At 36.7% G+C, this 25179-nt stretch carries 21 protein-coding genes; 11 read left to right on the top strand and 10 right to left on the bottom strand.

Features of this window, described 5'->3' with window-relative positions; translation table 11 throughout:
• Positions 1 to 18: 18 nt before the first annotated feature.
• The 7 genes from J0383_RS11455 to J0383_RS11425 all read left to right on the top strand — a co-directional run bounded on the left by J0383_RS11455 (position 19) and on the right by J0383_RS11425 (position 11665).
• Entirely contained in the window at positions 19 to 258 is a 240-nt protein-coding gene (locus J0383_RS11455; protein WP_207298512.1) for a FeoA family protein, read from the top strand.
• A complete protein-coding gene (gene feoB, locus J0383_RS11450; RefSeq protein WP_207298511.1) occupies positions 258 to 2357 on the top strand; it encodes a ferrous iron transport protein B in 2100 nt (699 codons plus the stop codon). Before J0383_RS11455 ends, feoB begins: the two co-directional genes overlap by 1 nt.
• Before the next feature lie 665 nt (positions 2358 to 3022).
• Entirely contained in the window at positions 3023 to 4183 is a 1161-nt protein-coding gene (locus tag J0383_RS11445) for a hypothetical protein (protein WP_207298510.1), read from the top strand.
• 584 nt (positions 4184 to 4767) lie between these two features.
• Positions 4768 to 5343 carry a hypothetical protein gene (locus J0383_RS11440; RefSeq protein ID WP_207298509.1) on the top strand — a complete coding sequence of 192 codons (576 nt, stop codon included), beginning with the start codon at positions 4768 to 4770 and terminating at the stop codon, positions 5341 to 5343.
• Positions 5344 to 5567: 224 nt separating this feature from the next.
• Positions 5568 to 7259, top strand: coding sequence for a hypothetical protein (locus tag J0383_RS11435; RefSeq protein WP_207298508.1), 1692 nt, complete (start codon positions 5568 to 5570; stop codon positions 7257 to 7259).
• Between the two features lie 203 nt (positions 7260 to 7462).
• Positions 7463 to 9550 (top strand): hypothetical protein, encoded by a 2088-nt coding sequence (locus J0383_RS11430; RefSeq protein ID WP_207298507.1) that lies wholly within the window; start codon positions 7463 to 7465, stop codon positions 9548 to 9550.
• Between the two features lie 78 nt (positions 9551 to 9628).
• Positions 9629 to 11665: a hypothetical protein gene (locus tag J0383_RS11425; RefSeq protein ID WP_207298506.1), complete on the top strand. Its 2037-nt coding sequence runs from the start codon at positions 9629 to 9631 to the stop codon at positions 11663 to 11665.
• Between the two features lie 134 nt (positions 11666 to 11799).
• On the opposite strand, the gene J0383_RS11420 is transcribed toward J0383_RS11425, so the two are convergent.
• Positions 11800 to 12366 (bottom strand): hypothetical protein, encoded by a 567-nt coding sequence (locus J0383_RS11420; RefSeq protein ID WP_207298505.1) that lies wholly within the window; start codon positions 12364 to 12366, stop codon positions 11800 to 11802.
• 80 nt (positions 12367 to 12446) lie between these two features.
• Here J0383_RS11420 and J0383_RS11415 point away from each other — a divergent pair, with 80 nt between their 5' ends.
• Positions 12447 to 12650: a hypothetical protein gene (locus J0383_RS11415; RefSeq protein ID WP_207298504.1), complete on the top strand. Its 204-nt coding sequence runs from the start codon at positions 12447 to 12449 to the stop codon at positions 12648 to 12650.
• A 575-nt stretch (positions 12651 to 13225) separates the two neighbouring features.
• On the opposite strand, the gene J0383_RS11410 is transcribed toward J0383_RS11415, so the two are convergent.
• The 3 genes from J0383_RS11410 to J0383_RS11400 form a co-directional block, all read right to left on the bottom strand.
• Positions 13226 to 13879, bottom strand: a complete 654-nt coding sequence (locus J0383_RS11410) for an HD domain-containing protein (protein WP_207298503.1) — start codon at positions 13877 to 13879, stop codon at positions 13226 to 13228.
• A 734-nt stretch (positions 13880 to 14613) separates the two neighbouring features.
• On the bottom strand, positions 14614 to 15615 hold the full coding sequence (locus J0383_RS11405) for an acyl-ACP desaturase (protein ID WP_207298502.1): 1002 nt from the start codon (positions 15613 to 15615) through the stop codon (positions 14614 to 14616).
• Positions 15616 to 15657: 42 nt separating this feature from the next.
• Complete coding sequence (locus J0383_RS11400; protein ID WP_207298501.1) at positions 15658 to 16398, bottom strand: lysophospholipid acyltransferase family protein; 741 nt, start codon at positions 16396 to 16398, stop codon at positions 15658 to 15660.
• 126 nt (positions 16399 to 16524) lie between these two features.
• Here J0383_RS11400 and rnpA point away from each other — a divergent pair, with 126 nt between their 5' ends.
• From rnpA to J0383_RS11385, 3 genes are all read left to right on the top strand, one after another.
• Positions 16525 to 16929 carry a ribonuclease P protein component gene (gene rnpA / locus J0383_RS11395; RefSeq protein ID WP_207298500.1) on the top strand — a complete coding sequence of 135 codons (405 nt, stop codon included), beginning with the start codon at positions 16525 to 16527 and terminating at the stop codon, positions 16927 to 16929.
• 133 nt (positions 16930 to 17062) lie between these two features.
• The gene (locus J0383_RS11390; RefSeq protein WP_207298499.1) at positions 17063 to 18700 is read left to right on the top strand and encodes a S41 family peptidase; all 1638 of its coding nucleotides are present in this window, start codon (positions 17063 to 17065) and stop codon (positions 18698 to 18700) included.
• Between the two features lie 5 nt (positions 18701 to 18705).
• The gene (locus J0383_RS11385; RefSeq protein ID WP_207298498.1) at positions 18706 to 19509 is read left to right on the top strand and encodes an OmpA family protein; all 804 of its coding nucleotides are present in this window, start codon (positions 18706 to 18708) and stop codon (positions 19507 to 19509) included.
• A gap of 237 nt (positions 19510 to 19746) precedes the next feature.
• Here the strand turns inward: J0383_RS11385 and J0383_RS11380 are convergent, their stop codons facing one another.
• The 6 genes from J0383_RS11380 to J0383_RS11355 all read right to left on the bottom strand — a co-directional run bounded on the left by J0383_RS11380 (position 19747) and on the right by J0383_RS11355 (position 25169).
• Positions 19747 to 21345: an arylsulfatase gene (locus tag J0383_RS11380; RefSeq protein ID WP_207298497.1), complete on the bottom strand. Its 1599-nt coding sequence runs from the start codon at positions 21343 to 21345 to the stop codon at positions 19747 to 19749.
• A 262-nt stretch (positions 21346 to 21607) separates the two neighbouring features.
• Positions 21608 to 22051 (bottom strand): GNAT family N-acetyltransferase, encoded by a 444-nt coding sequence (locus J0383_RS11375; RefSeq protein ID WP_207298496.1) that lies wholly within the window; start codon positions 22049 to 22051, stop codon positions 21608 to 21610.
• 73 nt (positions 22052 to 22124) lie between these two features.
• Positions 22125 to 22730: a DUF6915 family protein gene (locus J0383_RS11370; RefSeq protein WP_207298495.1), complete on the bottom strand. Its 606-nt coding sequence runs from the start codon at positions 22728 to 22730 to the stop codon at positions 22125 to 22127.
• 1 nt (position 22731) lies between these two features.
• On the bottom strand, positions 22732 to 23157 hold the full coding sequence (locus tag J0383_RS11365; protein ID WP_207298494.1) for a hypothetical protein: 426 nt from the start codon (positions 23155 to 23157) through the stop codon (positions 22732 to 22734).
• A 145-nt stretch (positions 23158 to 23302) separates the two neighbouring features.
• Entirely contained in the window at positions 23303 to 23947 is a 645-nt protein-coding gene (locus J0383_RS11360) for a DUF1579 domain-containing protein (RefSeq protein WP_207298493.1), read from the bottom strand.
• A gap of 256 nt (positions 23948 to 24203) precedes the next feature.
• Positions 24204 to 25169, bottom strand: a complete 966-nt coding sequence (locus J0383_RS11355; RefSeq protein WP_207298492.1) for a DUF4837 family protein — start codon at positions 25167 to 25169, stop codon at positions 24204 to 24206.
• Between the last annotated feature and the right edge of the window lie 10 nt (positions 25170 to 25179).

The raw sequence follows: 25179 nt of genomic DNA, 5'->3' as shown, positions 1-25179 counted from the left end.
AACTCAATCTAAATAAGCTTGCAAAATACTATACACACTCTGAAAAAAGGCGACAAAGCCATTATCAAAGATTTTGATATAGATCTTATTCCATTAAAATTATTAGAAATGGGTTGTCTGCCGGGCAGCGTAGTCGAATTGCTGCAAGTTGCTCCTTTTGGAGATCCTTTATATCTGGACATAAACGGATCGCATGTTGCGATTCGTATTGAAACCGCTCGCGAAATTGAAGTTGAACTTATCCAAAACAATTTATAATGAGCGTTCAGAATATCAATGTTGCCCTTATTGGAAATCCAAATACCGGAAAAACATCTGTCTTCAACCAGTTAACAGGTCTTAACCAGCAAGTGGGAAATTACCCAGGAATTACGGTAGAGAAAAAAATGGGTTTCTGCAAGTTACCTAATAATGTAAAAGCCAATATTCTAGACTTACCCGGAACCTACAGTTTGAACGCCAGCTCGATGGACGAAAGTGTAGTTATTGAACTTTTACTAAATAAAAACGACAAATTATATCCAGACGTTGCCGTAGTGGTTACCGATGTGGAGAATCTAAAAAGAAATTTACTGATTTACACCCAGATAAAAGACCTTGAAATTCCCACGATTTTAGTCATCAACATGTCGGATCGTATGGAACGTAAAGGAATTTCACTGGACATTCCGTATTTAGAAGAAAAACTAAAAACCAAAATTGCTTTAGTGAGTTCACGAAAAGGACACGGAATTGAAAAATTAAAAGAACTCATCGTTTCTTATAAAACCATTCCACACGAACCCTGTTTAAATGCTTCGGTAATTGATCCTGAGTATTTTCAAAAACTACAGCATGCTTTTCCAAATCAATTAATGTATAAATTGTGGCTGGTAATCACGCAGGATGTCAATTTCTCTAACTTAGACCGAAATGAAATCCGAAGCACTTTAACCAAATCACATTCTGAACTAAAACGCCTTCAGCAAAAGGAAACCATCAAACGGTACCAATTTATCAATGATGTTTTAAAAGAAGGATTAAAAGTCGATGCCTCGATGGCAAAAGATGTCCGCGCCAAATTAGACCGTATTCTTACGCACAAAGTTTGGGGTTATGTTATTTTCTTTGCGATTTTATTCCTGATCTTTCAATCAATCTTCAGCTGGTCAACCATTCCAATGGATTTTATTGATGGCACTTTTGCTTCTTTAAGCAGCTGGGCAGCCGAAACATTGCCAAGCGGTATTTTAACCGATTTACTTTCGCAGGGAATTATTCCGGGAATTGGCGGTGTGGTTATTTTCATTCCGCAGATTGCCGTGTTGTTCTTGTTCATTTCAATTTTGGAAGAAAGTGGTTATATGAGCCGTGTGGTATTTTTAATGGATAAAATCATGCGCCGATTCGGACTTTCTGGAAAAAGCGTTGTGCCTTTGATTTCGGGAACGGCCTGTGCCATTCCGGCAATTATGGCAACCCGAAATATCGAAAACTGGAAAGAACGGTTGATTACAATTTTGGTAACACCGTTTACGACCTGTTCGGCACGATTACCCGTGTATGCCATTATCATCTCGCTTGTGGTACCGAGCAAACGCGTTTTCGGATTTCTAAATGTTCAAGGATTAACCTTAATGGCGTTGTACGTTTTAGGATTCTCTGCCGCGATTTTGTCTGCTTATATTCTAAATAAGGTTTTAAAATTAGAATCGAAAACCTATTTCGTGGTTGAAATGCCAAGTTACAAAATGCCGCTTTTCAAAAACGTCGGTATCAATGTAGTAGAAAAAACAAAAGCCTTTATTGCCGGAGCTGGAAAAATCATTTTGGCGATTTCGATCATTTTATGGTTCTTGGCTTCTTACGGTCCGGGAAAAGAATTTAATGATGCCGAAAACATTGTAAAAGAAAGATTTGCCAATGTCACTCTAGATGAAACGCAGTTTGAAAACGAAGTCAATTCTCAAAAACTAGAGAACTCTTATATCGGATTAATGGGACGCGCCATCGAACCCGTTATTCAACCTTTGGGTTACGATTGGAAAATTGGTATTGCCCTAATCAGTTCGTTTGCAGCGCGTGAAGTTTTCGTTGGAACTTTAGCAACCATTTACAGCGTTGGTGATACCGACAACGAATCGACCATAAAAAGCAAAATGCAGGCAGAAATTCGTCCAGATACCGGAAAGAAAGTTTTTGATTTTCCAACGGGAATTTCCTTACTGCTGTTTTATGCTTTTGCCATGCAGTGCGCGAGTACATTGGCGATTACCAAAAAAGAAACAAACTCGTGGAAATGGCCTGCTATGCAGTTAGTGTTCATGAGCGGATTGGCTTATTTTGCCGCATTAATTGCGTATCAGCTTTTAAAATAAAAAGTTATGTTTCAAGAAATTATTGCCTTTACGATATTAGGACTAGCCGTTGCTTATCTAGTCAAAAAGTTCTTTTTCAAATCCAAAAAGAAAAAGGATTGCGGCGGCACGGATTGCGGCTGCGGGTAGGTTTTTAGTATTGAGTATTCAATCGCAGTTTTCTGTCGCAGTCTCAGTATTCAGTATTCAGTCGCAGAATGCCCCAGTGGGGTAAAATATCTATAGAAAATACGTTTATCCACACAAAAGCCCCAGCGGGGCGACACATTTGATCACAATGCATTATGTAATTGTTTAAAATATGTCGCCCCGCTGGGGCTTTTTTGTTTTTGGCGTTTTGTTTCTATAGATATGTCGCCCTTCTAGGGCTTTCTGCGATTTTAAAAGAGGAAAGAAACAAGAAGAAAGACTGAATACTGTGACTGAATACTGCGACTTTAAAGAGGAAAGAAGCAAGAAGAAAGACTGAATACTGAAAACCGAGACTAAAACCGAGACTGAAAACTGAGACTGAAAACTGAAAACTGAGACTGAAAACCGAGACTAAAAAACTAAAAACCAAAAAAAACCTATTTTAATAGAAAAAAAACTTCTACGGAACCTTAAACATCTGATAATGAAATAATTTTGCAATGAAAATTAATACCACCAAAACATTTTGTATCATGAAAAAGATTATAATAGCCCTGCTTCTTAGCAGCGGATTTATGATGGCGCAAACCAAATCCGTAGTAACTAAATTTGGAGAAATCGTCAACATTCATCCTTTTGTCAATAATGGTTTAACCGCTACAAACGGATATATTCAATTAGGAGGTGCTTTAACAAAACCTTCTGTCCTCACTACAACATCCAGTTTTACTTTAGCATCAGGTCTGCAAACTGGTTTGGGAACTGACAACGTTCTGGTTACCGACGCTTCTTCTGGCGTACTGAAAATGATTTCCGCTTCGGCATTTACGCCTTATTATTGGGGTGTAAAAGGAAATTCCGGAACTGATCCCGACAACAATTTTATTGGAACGACCGATTCAAGAGACTTGATTTTCAAAACCTCTGGAGCAGAACGATTACGCTTAGCCGCTAATGGCTTTTTAGGAGTTGGATTATCTCAGGTAACCACATATGGCACAACGCCAAAATACGCACTCGACGTAGCCAATGATATTCACATTTATAGTAACAGAGTCAATTATACTTCTGGCCGACTTATATTCGAAAACCAACAAATTGACTGGGGTGGTGCGCAAGGAAGCGGAACGTATCTGCTAGACGGACAAGACAATGGTTCCAGAAGAGAATGGTTTTTTGGAAAACCATACGATAATGTTGGTACTGGCGCAAAAAGTTCTTTTGTATTGAAATCCATGCAAACGGATGCCTTAAATTATTCGCTGGCACAAAATGGTGTTGGAGCCTATCATTTGTATGTAGATGGAATTAACAATAGAATTGGTATTGGAACCGTAAACCCATCGACATCTCTGGAAGTTTCTTCTACTACAACTTCACTAAACCCGCTAAAATTAAACGGACTACAAACTGGAGCTTCAACAGATCAAATGTTAACCGTCGATAACAATGGCGTTGTCCGTAAAATGCCAATTATAAAAGGTCGTGTTTCTTGTGCCAATGCCGTATCGCAGGTAATTAATGATGCCAACGTAACCTCAACTGCTACCATAAGTCTGACTTACGAAACACCATCAAATGGAAGCGTAATCAGCGTGGCGCTGGGAACACGCACTGCTGGTTCTGGTTTTACCGTTCTGTATAGCACAGCACCTCCTACTAATTCATATGTAAACTATACTATTCTGCCGTAGTTTTTTTAGTCGCAGTTTTCAGTTTTCAGTCGCAGTGGTCAGTCTCAGTGGTCAGTCTCAGTCTCAGTGCTCAGTCTTTCTTCTTGCTTCTTTCCTCTTTTTAAAGTCCCAGTAGTCAGTCGCAGAAAGCCCTAGAAGGGCGGCATATCTATAGAAAATAATAACGTAAATCAAAATAAGCCCCGTAGGGGCGACATGTTCTTACACATGCATTCATAAATATCGAAATATATCGCCCCGATGGGGCTTTTTTGTATTTGGCGTTTTGTTTCTATACATATGTCGCCCTTCTAGGGCTTTCTGTGACTTTAAAAAGAGAAAAGAAGAAAGAAGAAAGACTGAATACTGCGGCTTTAAAGAAAAAAGAAGAAAGAAGCAAGATTGAAAACTGAGACTGAAAACTGTGACTGAAAACCGAGACTGAAAACTGAAAACTGAGACTGAAAACTGTGACTAAAAACTGATACTAAAAAACTAAAAAAACCCTATTCTAACAAAATAAAACCTTCTACAGGCTGTATCGCAGATAAGACAGAAATAATTTTGCATCGAAATTCAATTTTAATCTATAATAGTTTTAGATCATGAAAAAAATTATACTAATGCTGTTTTTTAGCAGTGTGGCTATGATGGCGCAGCAAGATAAATCTGTGGTAACCAAATTTGGTGAAATCGTAAATATTAAGGGCGTAATGCTGCACCAGTTTTATATTGAAAGTACAGGACAGTCAATTGCTAATTCGACTACTTTTAATGATGTTCCGGGATTAGCCAATTATTCGTATACTGCTACTGATGACGGTACATTACTACTTCAAACAGAATTATACAGCATGCTTCTTGCACCTTCCTCTTCGAGTGCTGCTGCTACCCGAAGCCTGATGGTAGTTCTTATAGACGGTACGCCTGTTTCATACGGAGCCGCTAGTATTACAACACCAAACTCTAACTTGTTTACCTCTTCGGCGTTGATGTGGACCACCCCAACCAACATTACAACCAAATTTAAAGTAACAAAAGGGACAACATACAAGATTACGGTGCAAGCCAGAAACATGGAACCAAAATCATCTGGAGTCTATGGAGGTTATACAGGAACATATGAGACCAATGGTTTTTCTGCTCCATCGTCTATAACAGGTACTTTAATTCTCGACTAAAGATAAATTTCATTTTTTGCAACATTATTGCAAAATCTACAATAAACCAAAACCTTACTGTAATTAATTAATTCTCAAAAGCTCCATAATTAGGTTTATGGGGCTTTACTTGTTGATATTGTCTTTTATTGATATTTAAAAACCGTATTGAGGACATCAACCCCAAAACGCCAAAATACATTTGCCCGAAATGCTAATTTTTAAACTAAAATAATTTTTATATCATGAAGAAAATTACACTACTGCTCTTACTGAGCAGCGGGTTTATAATGGCGCAGACCAAACAAGTGGTAACCAAATTTGGGGAAATTGTAAATATTAATCCTTTTGTAAACAATGGTTTGGAAGCCAACAATGGTTATATACAGCTTGGAGGTCCTTTAACGCATCCTTCTGCTTTAAAAACTTCGCCTAGTAATACCTTAAAAATACTTGGACTTCAAACAGGTACTGCCTTAGATAGTATTTTGGTAAACGATGCTGCGACGGGAATCTTAAAAAAAGTAGCATCAAACGATCTCATCGCCAATGCTTGGACGCTTAAGGGTAACACAGGAATCTCTGCTGCCAATTTTATTGGAACTACTGACGCACAGAATCTTATTTTTAAAACCAACTCAGTAGAAAGAATGCGTATGCTGAGTACTGGATTTATTGGTATTGGAACTACTACTCCAACTACAGCACTTGAAGTTACCGCTTCTGCAAATCCTTTAAAATTAAACGGTTTGCAAACAGGCGCAACCTCAGACCAATTGCTAACCGTTAATGCAAGCGGCGTTGTGCGCCAGCAAACTGTTAGCAGTATGGTGGCAGCGGGTACTACACATACTTTAGATCTTTCGGGAAGTACATTAACGAGTACTGTAAATGGCATTGCGCCAACGGTTAATTTATCTACCTTACCTATTGCGGGAGATGTTACAGGAACATTAGCCGCTTCTACAGTAGCTAAAATAAACGGTTCGCCACTAGGTACTACAACAGGAGCCGTTACAGGAGCAAGATTGATGTACAATGGTACACAATGGCTGCCAACAACCAGTCCAGACTGGAGCTTAACAGGTAATGCGGGAACTAACGCTTCGACTAATTTCTTAGGCACAACGGATAATAATGACCTTATTTTTAAAACATCAAATAACGAAAGAGTACGTGTAGGAACTAATGGATTTATGGGTATTGGGCTTGCAACAGGTAATAACACTACAGGAACTACACCCAATTATATGTTAGATGTAATAGATGATATTCATATTTCAAGCCAACGATCAGGTGCTTCTACCAGATTAATTTTAGAAAATCAAGGTAATACTCCAAATAATGCACTTGGTATATTTATGCTAGACGGACAGTCTACTGGGTCACGCAGACAATGGTACATGGGTAAAGCTTATCTGTCTCAAGGTTCAGGTGGAAATGATAACTTTATCATAAGTTCTGGATTAACAGATGTTGTAAACTCTGGTTATGCCGGAGCGCTTAGTGCTGGTGTTAGTCCGCATTTTTATGTTGATGCCAAAAACAATCGTATAGGTGTTAATACCATCAATCCTAGAAATACATTAGAAATAAACGCAACCACAGACCCGCTTAGGTTAAACGGTTTACAAACCGGTGCGAAAACCGATAAGATATTAACCGTAGACACTAATGGAGTCGTTCATAAAAGTATGGCTATGAGTAGTGGACGTGTTCAATGTGATGGTACGGGTACACTTACGGTAAATGATCCCAACATAACCGCTACTTCTTCTGTAATGTTAACCATTCAAGACCCTACTGGAACAGCCCCTTTCGTTTTTTCTGTAATGGAAGGAGCACGAGTTCCAGGCAGCAGTTTTTCAATAAAGTTTGTAGGTATCATGCCTGGACCTTCAAACACGTATTGGGTTAACTATTTAGTTATTTATTAAACACCAATTCTTCAAAAAGAAAACAATAAACCAATACTTTACTTACTCAAACTCAGAAAGCCTCATATTTTTTATATGGGGCTTTCGCTTTATAAATCTTGTCTTTTATTATTATTTAAAAACCGTATTGAGGATATTATAGCAATGAAACAGAGGTACTTTTGCGCCAAAATGTTGATTTTAATCTTAAATAATTTCATGTTATGAAGAAAATTACACTTCTGCTACTAATAAGCAGCGGGTTTATGATGGCACAAACTAAACCTGTCGTAACTAAGTTTGGAGAAATTGTAAATATTAATCCCTACGTAAATAATGGTTTAACCGCCACAAATGGATATATCCAGCTTGGAGGTTCTTTAACACAACCTTCGGTTTTAACTACAACAAGTGCTTTTACTTTAGCGATATTAGGACTTCAGGATGGGAGTTCCTCAGACAATATCTTGGTAAACGATCCTACAACAGGGGTTTTGAAAAAAACAACAACTGCCAGTTTAATTGCCAATGCTTGGAGAATTACGGGTAATGCAGGAATTAGTGCTACGACCAATTTCTTAGGTACTACAGATGCCAACCCAATTGTGTTCAAAACCAATGGAGTTGAAAGAATGCGTATGTTAAGCACTGGTTTTATTGGTATTGGAACCGCTACGCCAACCACCGCTCTCGAAGTTACGGCAGCTGCAGACCCGCTTAAACTAAACGGGTTGCAAACCGGAAACACAGCAACCGATAAAATTATATTGGCCGATAATACAGGAGTTTTAAAAACAACCTTAACTCCTGATGCTCTTATTGCCCCAACTTGGAAAATTACTGGTAACTCAGGAACTACAGCAGGAACCAATTTTTTGGGAACTATTGATAACAAAGATTTGGTGTTCAAAACCAACTCAGCCGAAAGGATTCGTGTGAATGGCGCCAATTCATTTACGGGTATTGGTTTAACAACCAATCCTACATACGGCACTACTCCAAAATACATGCTTGATGTGGTAGATGATATTCACATTATTAGTGGTAGAATGAACTACACTTCGGGACGATTTATATTAGAAAATCAGCAGGTAGACTGGGGAGGAAATCAAGGAAGCGGAATGTATATGCTAGATGGTCAAGATAATGGATCTAGGAGAGAATGGTTTTTCGGGAAACCGTATTTACCAATGGGTTCTGGTGGATTAAATTCATTTGTTTTAAAATCGATGCAAACAGATGCGCTTAATTATCAGCTTGCACAAGATGGTACGGGTACATCACACATGTACATTGATGGTAAAAACAACCGTATCGGTATTGGAACAATAAATCCAGCAACCGCGCTTGAAATTACATCAGCCGCAAATCCACTTAAACTAAACGGTTTGCAAGCAGGAGGAGCATCAGACAATATTGTGGTAGCAGATAACACTGGTATCTTAAAAACAATACCTCGAAACTCGGTAGCCGATAATTTAGGAAATCACACCGCAACGATGAACTTAAACATGAACAATAATGATATTAATAATGCCAAAACTATTTATTTAAAAAGCGATCTTCAGTTTGCTGATAAAACGACATCAAACCTCAACACGATTACTTTAAATAAAAACAACGGTATTTTTAATATTACCAACTCTAACGGAACCACTCCTTTATCGATAGATGAAACCACTTCTAAAACGACGATAACCGCAGCCCAAATAACAAAAGGTACAGATGGAACTGGAGTTGCTGCAGATCAAGTCGCTACCGCTCTAGATGCCAGCGGTAATGTCATTTGGAAATCTTTAAATCAAATTAAAGGCGCTATGGTACCACAATTTATATTAAGAAGTACTGGAACATCCGCTTATAATTCAGATGTTTATTCTGATATTCCTGGATTATCTAATTATGACTATATCCCTACTGCAAGCGGAACTTTAATTCTTGATGCTTCATTATATAGTATAATTACTGGAGGAACGTATGCAGGTCCTGGTCCTATCATGGCTAAAACTTGGATGGTACTTTATATAAATGGAGTCTCTCCTGGTGGTAATAACAGTCCATTTGCTATAGCTACAAATATTGCCCCAGGAAACCCAACAGATTATGCTAATGGAGGAAAAGAGTGGGCAACATCATCTAAAATATATGTCGTAATTCCTGTAACTAAAGGAACTAAATATACTATTTCTATAAGAGCCAGAACGGTTGAAAGACTTAAAGGTGCTACTACCTTTGGAACGTACGCTGGAACTTATAACAACAGTGGTTATGGTGTTTCCTCGAGTTTGGTTGGAACGTTGGTTATAAACTAATCGATATTGGCACTAAGCACTATATAAAGTGCTTTTGTGATTACTATTGATTTTCATCTAAAATATATTTTTTTGATCATGAAAAAAATAACAATTATACTATTGATTAGCAGTACGTTTATGATGGCACAGACCAAACCAGTCGTGACAAAGTTTGGCGAAATCGTAAATATTAACCCTTTTGTAAACAATGGTTTAACAGCTGTAAATGGCTATATTCAGTTAGGAGGAGCATTAACACAACCATCGGTATTAACGACAGATGTGTATACACTAGCCTTATTGGGTATTCCATCTGGTACTGCTTCAGACAATATTTTGGTAAACGATCCTGCTACAGGCATACTAAAAAAAACAACAACAGCCGCTTTGATCGCAAATGCTTGGAGAATTACGGGTAATGCAGGAATAGATCCGTTGATTCAGTTTCTGGGAACTCCAGATGCCAACGATCTTGTTTTTCAAACCAACTTGGTTGAAAGATTGCGTATGCCTAGTACGGGTCTTGTGGGTATAGGAACTGCCGCGCCAACTACAGCGCTTGAAATTACGGCTGCCACAAATCCTTTAAAATTAAACGGTTTACAAGCTGGAAACACAGCAACTGATAATATTGTGGTGACAGATAATACGGGAATTTTAAAAACAACCCTGACTCCTGATGTCCTTCTTAATCCTGTATGGAAAACTACAGGTAACACAGGAACCACCGCGGGAACTAATTTTATAGGAACTATCGATGCACAAGATCAAGTTTTTAAAACCAATTCGGTTGAAAGAATTCGTATTAGCAACACCAATGGATTTACAGGTATTGGTTTGCCTAATAATACTGCATACGGTACCACTCCAAATTATATGCTCGATGTAGTAGACGATGTTCATATTAGCAGCAGCCGAATAGAGAATACTTCTGCCAGACTGATTATGGAAAATCAAAACACAGTCGCTGGAAGCACAGACTTAGGAGTGGGTATGTATGTTCTAGACGGACAGAATAATGGATCGCGCCGACAATGGTTTATGGGTAAAGGGTATCTTCCTGAAGGTACAGGAGGAAATGATAACTTTATGCTGACTTCTGGATTAACAGACAACCTGAATTACTCTTATGCACAAGCTACGAATACAAATGTTAAAACCCATTTGTATGTTGATGGTAAAAACAACCATATTGGTATAGGAACTATAAATCCAACCACAGCACTGGAAATTTCTAGTAATGGTGTTACACCAAGTCCGCTAAAATTAAACGGACTTCAAGCAGGAACCGCAACTGATGACATTGTATTGGTAGATAATACAGGTGTTTTAAAAACACTAGCCCGAAATATCGCAGCTGATAATCTAGGAAATCATACGGCAAGCAAGACCTTAGACATGAGCAATAATGACATTACGAATGTCAAAAATCTTTCTTTAAAAAGCGATCTTAGAATTTATGATTCAAATACATCATTTCCAAATCCTTTTGTTGTAAATAAAAACAATGGTAATTTTTCTATTGGTCAAGATTATGCAACGCCTTTATTAACAATTAATGAAACAACTTCTAAAACGAATGTACTTAGGCTACAAATAACACAAGGTACAGACGGAAATGCACCAGTCGCAGATTATATTGCGGCTGCAGCAGATACAAATGGTAATGTTATCTGGAAACCGGTAAGCGAGACTACAGGAGCAGTGAGATTGCAATTTAATTTACAAAGTACGGGACTTTCTGCTGATAATTCAGATACCTATACCGATGTACCGGGATTATCGAATTATACGTATGTAGCGCCTTCAGATGGAATTTTAATGCTTCAAAGTATATTATACAGTATGATAACGGGTCCTGTAACGATAACGACAACTCCAGTTATGGCCAAAACGCAAATGAAAATATTTGTAAACGGAATGGATATTGACAATACAGAGCTAATCGCGACAAACACAGGCGCAAACAGTGCAGATTATCAGAATGGAGGAACGATGTTGCCAGAAACCTCTAATATTAATGTCCAAATTCCAGTAACAAAAGGACAAACGTATGTTATTTCGGTACAAGCCCGAACTGTAGAAAAGCTAAGCAGTGGCGGCGTTGGAACTCTGTTGGAACTTACAGCTTAGATGATGTTCAAATTCCGTCAACCTTAGTGGGAACTTTATATAATCAATAATAAGAATCGTTTACTTACTAATTCTTAATAGTGAAACTCCATCAGGAAATTATTTCCGGGTGGAGTTTTCGAGTTTTTAGCGGTTTATTTCTTTTTCGCCGGCGCTGCTTTAGCGTAATAATTAGGAGAAATTTCAATGTTGTTTTTTTCCAGATATTCGGCATAATAATCCAGTTTTAGTTTGATATCGTTTTCATTTCCATCTACGGGAATATCCGCATACCATTCTAAAAGCACCACACGTTTGGGCAAGACATTTGTAATTCGGTAATAATAACGCGGATCATCGACATTATAACGTCTGTGAAACAACGTCGTACGATTGTCGATTGTTTCATAAAAACACTTGTCGATCGCGGGATTACACTGGGTTTGAATGTAATACTCGCAAACATCGTTACTGTAATCGATATTATCCACTACCGCAGTAATTTTTAAAACCACTCCGCTGGAAGAAGCAACAGGAACGCCACCTACTAAAGCAAATCTCCACTCGGGAGTACTGGTTACGGTCACAAGGTCATTCCCCAATCTGATTTTTGTAGTACGAATGGAATCGCCGTCTTTCACAGACACTTCATCCTTAATAGTGGTTTGCGCCGTACACAATACACTGAATACGAGTAGCGTAATGAGGTATATTTTTCTCATTTTAATTTTGTTTTTGGTTCGGGCACAAATATATTGCAAATCTTGTCAGGAAAAATACTACTATTTCAAAATAGTACGATTTGGCTTTAATTATTATTTTAAAAACGTATTGCGCCTATTTTTCGGTTTCACAGCTTTTAATTTTGATAGAATTTTTAAATCAAATCACCATGATAACTGAAGAAGATAAAATCGAAATCATAAAAGACCTTAGAGTGGCAAGACTGCTGTGGTTTGCTATTGGCTTTTTTCTAGCTACGCTTATTATGTATTTTGTGATTTGACATGTGGTTAAGACTTTTTAGAAGAAAGAAGCAAGAGGAAAGATTTTTTGGGGACGTTCTTAAGAAGAAAGAAGCAAGAGGAAAGACCTACATATGTAAATGCAGATGCCCCAGCGGGGTGAAATATTTATAGAAAAAATTCATCATCATTTATAAAGCCCCAGCGGGGCGACATGTCTAATAAAACAATTGCATAACGCATTGCCATCAAATATGTCGCCCCGATGGGGCTTTTTCTATTTCACGCATTCTCGAATCTATAGATATGAAACCCCGATGGGGGCTATTCTACATTACAAAATTGGGAATTTCTATAAATATGTCGTCCCGATGGGGCTATATCTGTTTTATGATATTCCATTTTCTATATATATACCGCTCCGATGGAACGTTTATTTTTTCGTATGAATTAAATTCTATAAACATTTCACCCCGATAGGGCATCATCATATTTCACTATCTGAGACTCAACCCATAACCCATAACTCATAACTTATAACTCATAACTTATAACTCATAACTTATAACTCATAACTCATAACCCATAACCCATAACTCATAACTAAAAAAAAACCTCACTTCACCCCTTCCCATTCTGCATAAAACTGCGCTAGAAATGTTTCCATGTAGCGGTGTCTCTCTTCTGCGATTTGTTTTCCTTTTGTAGTGTTCATTTTGTCTTTTAACAGCAGAAGCTTTTCATAGAAATGGTTGATTGTGGGAGCGTTGTTCTTTTTGTACTCCTCTTTGGTCATATTGGTCACTGGGGCGATTTCAGGATTGTAAAGGGCTCTGTTCTTAAAACCGCCATAATTAAAAGCTCTTGCAATTCCGATAGCTCCAATGGCATCCAATCGATCTGCATCTTGAACAACATCCAATTCGACCGACGAGAATTTCTTTTCGAAATTTCCGCCTTTATACGAGATATTTTCAATGATATTGACCACATGAAGGATTATATCCTCTGAAACATTTTGAGCTTCTAAAAACGCTCTTGCTGTTTTTGGCCCGATAGTTTCATCACCGTTATGAAATTTACTATCGGCAATGTCGTGCAATAAGGCGCCCAATTCTACTATTGTATGATCACAATCTGTGTCTTTTGCAATTAAAAGAGCATTTTTATAAACACGCTCTATGTGAAACCAATCGTGTCCGCCTTCGGCATCGTTTAGTTTCTCTTTTACAAAAGCAATGGTTTTAGGAATAAGTTCAGATGTATTCATACACGTTTTTTAAGTACAATTTATAAAAAATGTTGACTGCCAAAGATTAAAAATCTTCAGCAATCAACAGTGTTTTGGAAATTTTAAAATTCTAGTTTTAGATTCAGTTTAAATTTTCATTGTATTTCCTTCGACTTCGCTCAGGAGGACACGCTTAGTAGTCCGAAATCAACAATTTAAAATTTTCTAGTTTTTTAGATTCAAGTTTAAATGCTCATTGTATGTCTTCCTGAGCGTAGTCGAAGGACATACAGTACGGATTAGCATGAGATTTTCGACTTCGCTCTGGAGGACACGCGTAGTAGTCCGAAATCAACAATTTAAAATCTTCTAGTTTTTTAGATTCAAGTTTAAATGCTCATTGTATGTCTTCCTGAGCGTAGTCGAAGGACATACAGTACGGATTAGCATGAGATTTTCGACTTCGCTCTGGAGGACACGCGTAGTAGTCCGAAATCAACAATTTAAAATCTTCTAGTTTTTAGATTCATGTTTAAATGCTCATTGTATGTCTTCCTGAACGTAGTCGAAGGACATACAGTACGGATTTAGCATGAGATCCTTCGACTTCGCTCAGGAGGACACGCTTAGTAGTCCGAAATCAACAATTTAAAATCTTCTAGTTTTTAGATTCAAGTTTAAATGCTCATTGTATGTCTTCCTGAGCGTAGTAGTCCTAGATCTAAAATCTGAAATCAACAATCTAAAATCTAAAATCAACAATCTGAAATCCTCTATAGTCTCGCAGGTTCCACCCATTTAAAGATGTGCGATTCTTGTGGTATTACGAGTCTTTCAGAGATTTTTGCCATACGAGCTGGCAGTTTCATTAAATAATCACGTGCTTTTTCGGCTTCGTCTGTCAAACTAGTTAGTTTGTCAATTTCCCATTTATTGATTAATTTCTGCATGATGTCTACGTAATCATTTGCGGTGTAAACGCCAATACGCTGCGCAGAATCAGAGAAATGTTCAAAAGCCGAGCTGATTTTTTGTCCTGATTCTCTCAAGAAATGTGCCGGCATTACGATTTTTTGTTTCATCATGTATTGAAACGCTAATATCATTTCGCTTGGGTCAACTTGGAAAATTCTAGTAACAAATTCACTGTATGCATGGTGGTGGCGCATTTCGTCGCCTGCAATCATTTTACACATTTTAGACAACTTGTTATCGCCAAATTTCTTAGCCATTTGTGCTACTCTATTGTGCGAAACATATGTTGCCAATTCCTGAAAACTGGTGTATACAAAGTTTTTGTACGGATCAGTTCCTGTTCCAATATCAAAACCGTCGTTGATTAAATGCTGTGTTGTCATTTCGATTTCACGCATGTTTACACGACCAGACAAATACAAGTATTTATTTAAAAGATCACCGTGTCGGTTTTCTTCCCCTGTCCACTGCTTTACCCATCTGGCCCAGCCGTTTCCGCCGTTTTCAACCTGATCCACTTGATCAACACCTTCAACATCCATCAGCCATGATTCGTATGTTGGCAATGCTTCTTCGGTAATCGTGTCACCTACAAGCGTTACCCAAAAATCGTATGGCAATTCTTTGGCGATTTCGCGTAATTCTTTTACTTCTTCAAAGAAATTTTCTCCTTGAGAATCTGGTAAAAAATCGGACGGCTGCCAAATTTTTTCAACTGGGATTAAATACTGTTCAACGAAGCTGTCCACGTTTTTTTCCAAAAACTGCATCACTTCTAATCTAATGTTTTTTATAGACATTACTAATTCTAGATTGGGATTTAAGCTTTGAGGCGCTTAAATCTATTTATACTCGTTAATTCCTTCTTTCACTGTCTTTTCAGTAATCTCCATCAATTCTTCAAACTTATAGTCCTTTACAGCCATTGGCTGGTGTGCGGTTAAAGTAATATGGTTTCCTAAACCAACTGGAAACATTCCGTAACGGACCATTTTCCATGAATTATTGATACTCACTGGTACCACATACGCCGAAGGCGCATATTTACATAAGATTTTTAAACCGCTTTGGGCAAATTCTTTAGGTACTCCCGTTTTACTACGTGTGCCTTCCGGGAAAATTACTGCTGATCTAGTGTTTTTTTCTATATATTCAGACAAGCCTTTGATTACTGGAATCGCTTGTTTAGGGTCTTTACGGTCAATAAGCACAGATCCGCCATGTCTCAAATTAAAAGAAACACTTGGAATCCCGCTGCCTAACTCTTTCTTACTTACAAATTTACAATGAAAACGTCTAAAGTACCAAATCATTGCCACGATATCGTACATACTTTGATGATTGGCTACAAAAATGATCGGCGCGCCTTTCGGAATACCGTCTACGCCCTTTACCGTATAGGTTGTTCCCACAAGGTTGGTGCATTTTAAAAGACAGAAATTCAAATAGTCCACACTTTTTTTATGTGCCTGATAACCAAAAAGATTAAGGCAGATCCATTGTATCGGGTGAAAAATCGCCAGACACAATCCAAAACACAAATAATAAATTACAGAAATTGGATATGAAATGATCTTTTGCATGCTTGAAAAAATTTGAGGTCAAAAGTAGTAAATATATTTTTAGCGGTATAAAAATTGAAAACAATAACCGTTTTTATGGTTTAATTGTACCTTTGCTGCTCAAATTGCAAATGTTTTCTGAATTAAATGAACTTCACTTATCCTAAAAATGAACGCTTAAAAAGCAGAACGACGATTGGATTACTGTTTTCTGAAGGGAAATCAGTGTCGAAATATCCGCTTCGTTTGGTGTACCGTCAAGTGGATGAAAATTCAGAAGAAGCAACTAAGATTGGGGTTTCGGTTTCAAAAAAATACTTCAAGAAAGCCGTTGACCGCAATTATTTCAAAAGAGTTTTAAGAGAAACGTACCGTTTGAACAAACATCTGCTTTTGGATCAACTGAACCAGAACTACTCGATCATGCTTTTTTACCAAAGCAAGGACCGTTTGACGTATGAGGAAATCAATACCAAAACCATTCAGCTGTTTGAGAAATTTACCAATCAGATAAACAAATCTGAAGAAACGGAACCGAAAATCGAGCCTTAAATCCCAAAAGGTAAGATTATTAACCAGATTCGATAAAAAAATCGTAGTTTTAGCTTCTATAAATCACTTTAGTGTTTTTACACTTCGTATCTGCCCATTTTATTAAAAAGATTTAAAAGAAAAAAGAATAATCATGAATCGCTATTTCAAGAAGAAATTCATTATACCAACCGTTGCCGCAGGATTTTTATTTATTGGAACCAGTTTCAAAGAAGACTTTTTTGAGATTGCCAAGCAAATTGAAATTTTCACCACTTTATTCAAAGCCGTTAATACGAATTATGTAGACGAAACAAACCCAGGTGATTTGATGGACAAGGCCATTAAAAGCATGCTTGGAAGTCTAGATCCTTACACGGTTTATTTTAACGAACAGGATGTTGTGAATTTTAAAATCAACAATACTGGAGAATACACTGGAATTGGTGCTATGATTGCACGTAAAAAAGACCGCTTGATTGTTCGCGAACCGTACAAAAACTATCCAGCTGATAAAGCAGGTTTAAAAGCAGGCGATGAAATTATTCAGATTGGGGATGTTTTAATTGCGGATTTTAAAGATGATGCTTCGCAGTTATTGAAAGGAACTAAAAACACTAAAATCAGTATAAAATACCTTCGTCAGGGAAAAACCTATACTACAGAACTGGTTTTGGATGAAGTTGATATTAAATCGGTTCCGTTTTATGGGAAAATTGATGATAAAACGGGTTATATCGTTTTGGCACATTTTAGCAGAAAAGCTTCAGCAGAAGTAAAAGATGCTTTGGAAAAACTAAAAGCACAGGGTTCCACCCAGATAGTTTTGGATTTAAGAGGAAATCCGGGTGGTTTGCTAAATGAAGCAATTGATATTTGTAATTTGTTTGTTCCGAAGAATGAAGTAATCGTAACGACAAAATCGAGAATAGAAAAACACAACAATACGTATAAAACGACTAAAGAACCGATAGATACTGAAATTCCGCTGGCTATTTTGGTAAACGGAAGAAGTGCTTCGGCATCTGAAATTGTTTCGGGCGCTTTGCAGGATTTAGATCGTGCTGTAATTTTAGGAAGCCGTAGTTTTGGTAAAGGGTTAGTACAGCGTTCTGTTGACCTGACTTACGGAACACAGCTTAAAGTTACCATTTCTCGTTATTATACTCCATCTGGACGTTGTATTCAGGCTTTGGATTATGCTCATAAAGATAAAAACGGTGTGGCCACTAAAACGGATGCGAAGAACTACAATGCTTTTAAAACCCGAAAAGGAAGAACAGTTTATGACGGCGGCGGAGTTTTACCAGACATTGAATTGGAAGAAGCCAAAATGAGCCCAATTACAACCGCTCTATTGAAAAACGACGGAATTTTTGATTATGCTACTACTTACTATTATAAAAACCCAAATTTAGGTGATAAAATACCAGTGGTAACCGATACGGATTATACTGCCTTTAAACAATATCTAAAAGCCAATAAAATCACTTTTGACACTGAAACCGAAATTGCGTTGAAGAATACATTGAACGCAGCCAAAAATGAAAAAATTGATGAAACCATTGCGCCTGAATACCAGCAGTTGTTAGCCGCATTGGAAAAAAGCGAAACTATTTTACTGGATAAAAATCAAAAACAAATCAGAAACCTGATTCAAGAAGAATTGATCAAAAGATACCAGTATCAAGAAGGATTGTATCAGTTTTACATTAAGAACAATTCAGAAATCAAAAGAGCAGTAAGTGTATTAAATAATCCAACTGAATATAAAACGATTTTAAAAATGTAGAGAAAATGAAACTTGGTCGGGTCTTATTATTGTTTATCATTTACAATTCATCGGCGCAGCAGAAACCCTTCGAAACGATTTATTTTGATTTCGACAAATATACTCTCACGAGTGCGCAGGCTCAGGTTGTAAATACTTTTATAAAAACAATAGACACTACTCAAGTTGAATCGATACAGATTTATGGATATTGCGACGATCGCGGTACAGATGATTATAATATCAAACTTTCTCAGGATCGGGTTAATACGATTCAGAATCTCTTGGTTCTGCACGGACTAAAGCAAAGCAAAATTGTCATTATAGAAGGCAAAGGCCGAATCATTCTCCGCTCAGATACGGTTGAAAATCTTTATGAAACCCGCATGCGCAATCGGCGGGTTGACATTATTGTTGTTAAAAAGAATCGTTTCGGAAAAGAAGTTCATTCGTCTTTTAAAGACAAACTGAAGGTTGGTGATAAAATTTGTGTTGAAAGTATTTTATTTGATTTAGGAAGTGCAAAACTCACTTACTCGGCCAAAAAGGAACTTGACAAAATGGCGATCGCACTTTTAAAACACAAAAACATACGATTTGAAATTCGCGGACATGTGTGCTGCACTCCGGAAATTTACAGCGACGGAATTGACAAAGCAACGAAAGATCGTAAGCTTTCTTGGAACCGAGCTAAAACGGTTTTTGATTATTTAAGTTCGAAAAAAGTTTCTAAAAACAGAATGACTTATCAGGGCTGCGGTAATAAATTTCCTCTCAAAAAAGGAGATCATTTCGACAGAAGGGTAGAATTTTTAATCACCAAAATTTAGCCTTCAACTCTAGAAAATTCCTAATTCAATTTTTTGAATTTACTTCTATCAAAGCTTTAAAAAATAGTTATTACTTGGTTATTTATAAGCATTTTACAAATTAAAAAATTAGCTTTTTAAAAATCCGAAAAATTACCTATTGCAACATTGTTGCTGATAAGAAAGTTTACGAAAAATTCAAAAATAAACCGTCGGAGTTTAAACTCCGACAGCCTATTATTATAATAATTTACGTTACTATTTTGATTTGGCATTCTGGGTTGATAAAAAGTCCTGTACCAAATTTGACATGTCGAAAGTTGTTCCTTTTTGAACTGGAGGATATTCAGCCAGTGTTTTTAAATGCTCTTGTACAAGTTCCATCATAGGCGCGACGACCCATGAAATTCGCTGTCCCAAATGACCATACGAATCAACACTGTCATAACTTTCAAAAGGATCACTTCTAAGATTAAATGTCAGATATCCGCTAGGATGAATTTCGGCATAATAATTTTCCCTTGTACTGAAATGAATTTTCCATGGACCTTGTCTAACCGCCATTAATCTACTTTCGTGATAATATAAAAAGTCATTTCTATTGCTTTTTCTTGATTTTCCAAGCCAATACTCTAAATTATTCTTTCCGTCTATATACTGATTCTTTTCTTTTTTTATTTCTTCATTTACATTTGTTACACCCGCAATTGCAGAAAAAGTAGTAAACATATCCATATGCGCCTGAATTCCGTTTAATATTTGATTCGGTTTAATGACGCCCGGCCATCTTAACATAGAAATAGCTCGAACTCCTCCTTCGTAGGTGGTCATTTTTTCACCTCGGAAAGGTGTAGTGGCGCCATATGGCCAAGAAGAGTGTTCTGGGCCATTATCTGTAGAATACCAAACAATTGTATTTTCTTCTAAACCATTTTCTTTTAACCAATCCAATACTAATCCTATGTCATGATCGTGCTGCATCATGCCGCCTCCGTGCATATCTTGATCATGGGTAAGAGTATCTGCTGCGTGACGCCATTTGTCATTTAAATGAGTATATAGGTGCATTCTGCTTGTATTAAGCCACACAAAAAATGGTTTATTATCTTCTTTCGCTTTTTTCATAAAACCTTCTGCTCTTGGAATTACTTCTGCAGCATCAAAATCTTTCATACGTTCAATAGTTAGTTGACCTGTATCTTCAATTTTTTGTTTTCCCACTTTTCCAAATCTAGGATCAACCGTTGGGTCATCTTTAGTAGTTGCAAAAGAATGCAACACCCCTCTTGTACCAAATTTTTTTGCAAATGCTTCTGTACCACCCGGATAATTTTTAGCATAATTCTGGTAATCGGGATATTCAGATTGTTCTTGGGTGTTTAGATGATATAAATTCCCGTAGAATTCGTCAAATCCATGAACTGTAGGCAGGTGTTCGTTACGATCGCCTAAATGATTTTTACCAAATTGGCCTGTTGCATAACCTGCCTTTTTGAGAACTTCTGCCAAACTAGGGGATGCTGCCTGTAGGCCAAGTTTATCACCCGGAATTCCAACAGTTACCATTCCGGAACGAATTGGGTATTGTCCTGTAATGAATGAGGCGCGTCCAGCAGTACACGAAGGCTGCGCGTAATGATCCGTAAATCGGATTCCTTCATAACCAATACGGTCAAGATTAGGGGTAGTATATCCCATCACGCCCATACCGTAAGCACTTACATTTTCCCAGCCAATGTCATCTCCCCAGATAACAAGTATGTTTGGCTGTTTTTTGTTTTGCGCCTCAACACCATTAGTGGTAAAAAGTATCACTAACATTATACTTAATCCTTTACAAAAGTCTAAATATTTCATACATCTTGATTTTAAAATTAAACTTGTATTGTTTTAGTATTCATTAATCTTAAATAAATGTAACAAATAAAAGAATTGAATTTCAATGTTTTACAACATTTTTATAAGAAATAGTTTGCTTTTTTTTATAATGGAATATTAGTTAGCCCAAAAACACAAATGGAACTGAATAAAAAAAACCCTATCTACCACAGGGCAAATAAGGTTTATATAGCAGAAAGTTCGGGGTATTATCTATACCATTTGACGTTCTTTTAATGAATTATCCTCGAGTCATGTCAATATGTTCGATATCATCTTCTAAGTACATTTCACTTATTTGGACAAAACCGTGGCTTTCGTAAAACTTTTTCAAATACAATTGTGCTGCTATGGTAATTTTGTCTTTTCCAAAATGGGTTTTAATTCCCGCAATGGCTTCACGCATTAAATCATGCCCCCATTTTCGATCGCGATAATGGGCATCTACGGTAACTCTTCCAATTGAAGCGTTATCGAAACTTATTCCAGCATCAAACAATCTTGAATAAGCGACTATCTTCCCTTCAAATGTTCCAAACAAATGTAATGCTTTCTGATCTTTGCCGTCCATATCTAAATAAACGCAGTTTTGTTCGACTACAAAGATTTCACTTCTTAGTTTGAGTAAATCGTATAGTTCGTTTACCGTTAAAGCTTCAAACGGCTTTATTTTCCATTCTAACATTTTTAAGTTTGTTTTGGGTTTGTGGTTTTAATTGCGGAGAACAAAATTAAACGAAAACAAAGACGCATGCAATTTACCCTACTATTTTTCCTAGTGTGTGTTTACAGCTATCTGGATAAGTACTTCCGTTATCCATCCAGAGCTTAAATTTCATATTATTGAATAAGTCACTTGGATTGATATCGAAGTTTTTAATTTCTACTTCTCGCTTTAAAACTTTTGGCACGATTTCATTAATAAACCAAGAGTTATGTGTGAGTAAAAGTGATTTCTCAAGTCCAGTAACACTTAATGGTGATAAAAGCAATTCCATTAGGGGTTTATCACTTTCATAGCTTTTGGCAAATTCTTTAAAATTATATTCACGCACAGATTCGTCATCAATAGCATTTACAAAATCTGATAAAGTAGGAATAAAACGCTGTTGATAATCGGGTAAAATATGATCTTGCTCGCAAAGATCTTTTACATTTACTGCTTTGTTGTCGCTGTTAGTTATAGTATGACCGAAAATAGGAACAATAACTCTTTTGATTCCCCACATGGTATGCAGAATTCTATGTCTGTTATCACTGCAGAGTTCTTTAGTGCTGTCTATAAAATCATGTATAGGAAGATAGTCTTCGATAACTCCGCCTCGCTTTCTTACTGATATTTGAGAATGTATAACTGAATTCATTTTAAAACTCCAAGAGGTCTTCAAACTTTTCAAAATCATTAGGATCTTCATCATCATCGTATTCCACAATATTATGAAAGGTTATATGAAGAATATCCAGAAATTGTTTTGCTTGCTGCTCTGTAATTACACTTGGAAATTCAAAATATCTATTAGGGTCAATATTCAAATTGAATTCTGATTTATAAAAAAGTTGCAGCTTTTCTAATATCTCACTATTGCCTTCATCTCTATCTAAAAAATCACTAAGGCTGTTTCCGGCCAAACTTTGCATGGAACGCAAATCCATTTCTTGTTTTTCTATTTTTGCTTCTTCTAAATCACTGAATATTTTTACCACACTTCCTTTTACTTCTTCTTCTGGAAGCTTAATGAGCGATTCATCTGTAAAGAAAAAACTAATTTTGTGTATTACATATTTTGCCACTTTGATACTTATTTAAATTACGAGAATTCAAATGTAAGTTTTATATTACTTTTAAAACTGGTTTAATTAAATTTTTAACTTTACCACAACAAAAATCCCAATTACAACTGCAATTGGGATTCTATACGTTTTAAATAATGGAAAATTACTTTTTCTTCATAACGATTTCCATGCTTTTATATTCACTTCCGTTTTTAACATCGTACATTTCCATTTTTCTGGTTTTCGGATCGACAATGGTATACACTTCTCTATAAGGTGTTTTCTTTCCGTTCAAGGGATTTACCATGTCGCCTTTTAGTTCCATACTTTTGGTTTTTTCATCGTATGTACCCACAGCGACCATCATCCCGGTTCCCATATTGTCAATAAATGTTGTGGTGTATTCTTTGCTGGCATTGTTATAGGCCAAAGTGCTTTTGCCTTCAAATGGCTGGCCCATCATGGTTCCTTGATAATTGGCTTCTTGATAACGTCCGCCTAAAATCATTTTTATATTAGCGGTTGATGTTGCTTTTTCGGGTTTTCCATTTGGCTCAGACCAAAATGTCATATCGCAGTTCCAAGTTCCCACTTCATCAGCCATTAATTTATGCGGATTTCCAGGTGTTGCATAGTCTTGCCATGCTTTCATTTGTGCCGCCGAATCTAATACAGGTTCAGCCGCGGTCTCTTCCACTTTTACAGTATCAGGAGTTTTTGCTGTTTCTGGATCTGCTGTTTTGGTTTCTTTTTTACAGGAAATAAAAAACATTCCTACTAGAACTAATGTGGTCATTAACTTTTTCATAAGTATTTGTTTTTATGTTTGTTACAAATAAAAGTACAAAAAAGAAGTTAAAAGTTTGAAGGTTAGACGTTAAGAGTTAGAAAGTTCGATGTTAGGAGTTAGACGTTAGGAGTTAAATGTTAGATGTAAACACTTGAATGGAATCAATTAAACAAATCAATAACTCATAACCATAACCCCATAATTCATAACACATAACTTATAACCCATAACTCATAACTCATAACTCATAATCCATAACTCATAACTAAAAAAACTACCTCTTATCGATTTTCACAGATTTGATAATGGCTTCAAGATCGAGCATTAAATCTCGTTCTTGGTTGGAAGGGGAATAACAGAATCCTTCGATCACTAAAATTCGGTTATAGACTGGATCGACAATTGCGTAATTGATAAAAGGTCCGGCCATAAAATCATTTTTAAGTTCCCATGTTCCTTTGGTTTCATAGGCGTCTTTTCCGTCTACAATAGCACTTGAGAAATATGGTGCATAGGCTTCTCCGGTAATCATTCGGGTGTTGGGTTCACGGCCTTTGATGTAATAGCCAATGGAATCTCTCATTTTAATGATACTGCCTACTACATTGTCTTTTCTTTTTAAGTTATGAAGTGGTATCTGGTAAATGAGCAGACTTGTATTTCCACTGATAATGTCTTTTTTAAGCCACATAAAATTCTTTTTATGGAGCATGTATTCATAACCTGTTGGAATTTGAAGGTCGATATGGAATTTGTTTTTAATTACAGTAGGATTTAAAAGTGATTTCCTGTTGTCTTCCTGAATCTTTTTAATCTCTTCGTCCCGAATCATTTTGATGATTTGAGCGGAATTGAGTTCGATACTGCAAATAATATCATCGACAGATTTTCCGTAAATACGAAATGTATTGTGCGGTAAAGTAGTACTGTGGGTAATTTCGAATTTCTCAACAGCCGATTTTTTAACGACTATAATACTGCGGCTGTCGGTTACAAAACCTTCGAGTAATTTGGCTGGGTATTGATTAATGGTAAAGAGAGGCTCTTCCTGTGTAAGTCCTAAAACAGGCGAGGCAAATTTATTTCGAATGCTGTCTCCTACTTCTCCATACCACAATTGATCGTCAATAATGATCGAAATGGTATTTGTTTTTCCGGAAACGGGAGCCTGTTTATCTGCCTTTAAGCATGATATCAGTAGAAACGGAAGTAGTAGAAATAAAAAATGGGTTTTATTCATTTTTTTAGTT

It is taken from the genome of Flavobacterium endoglycinae, assembly GCF_017352115.1.
GTDB classification, from domain to species: domain Bacteria; phylum Bacteroidota; class Bacteroidia; order Flavobacteriales; family Flavobacteriaceae; genus Flavobacterium; species Flavobacterium endoglycinae.
This window is presented reverse-complemented; position numbering and strand designations above follow the sequence as displayed.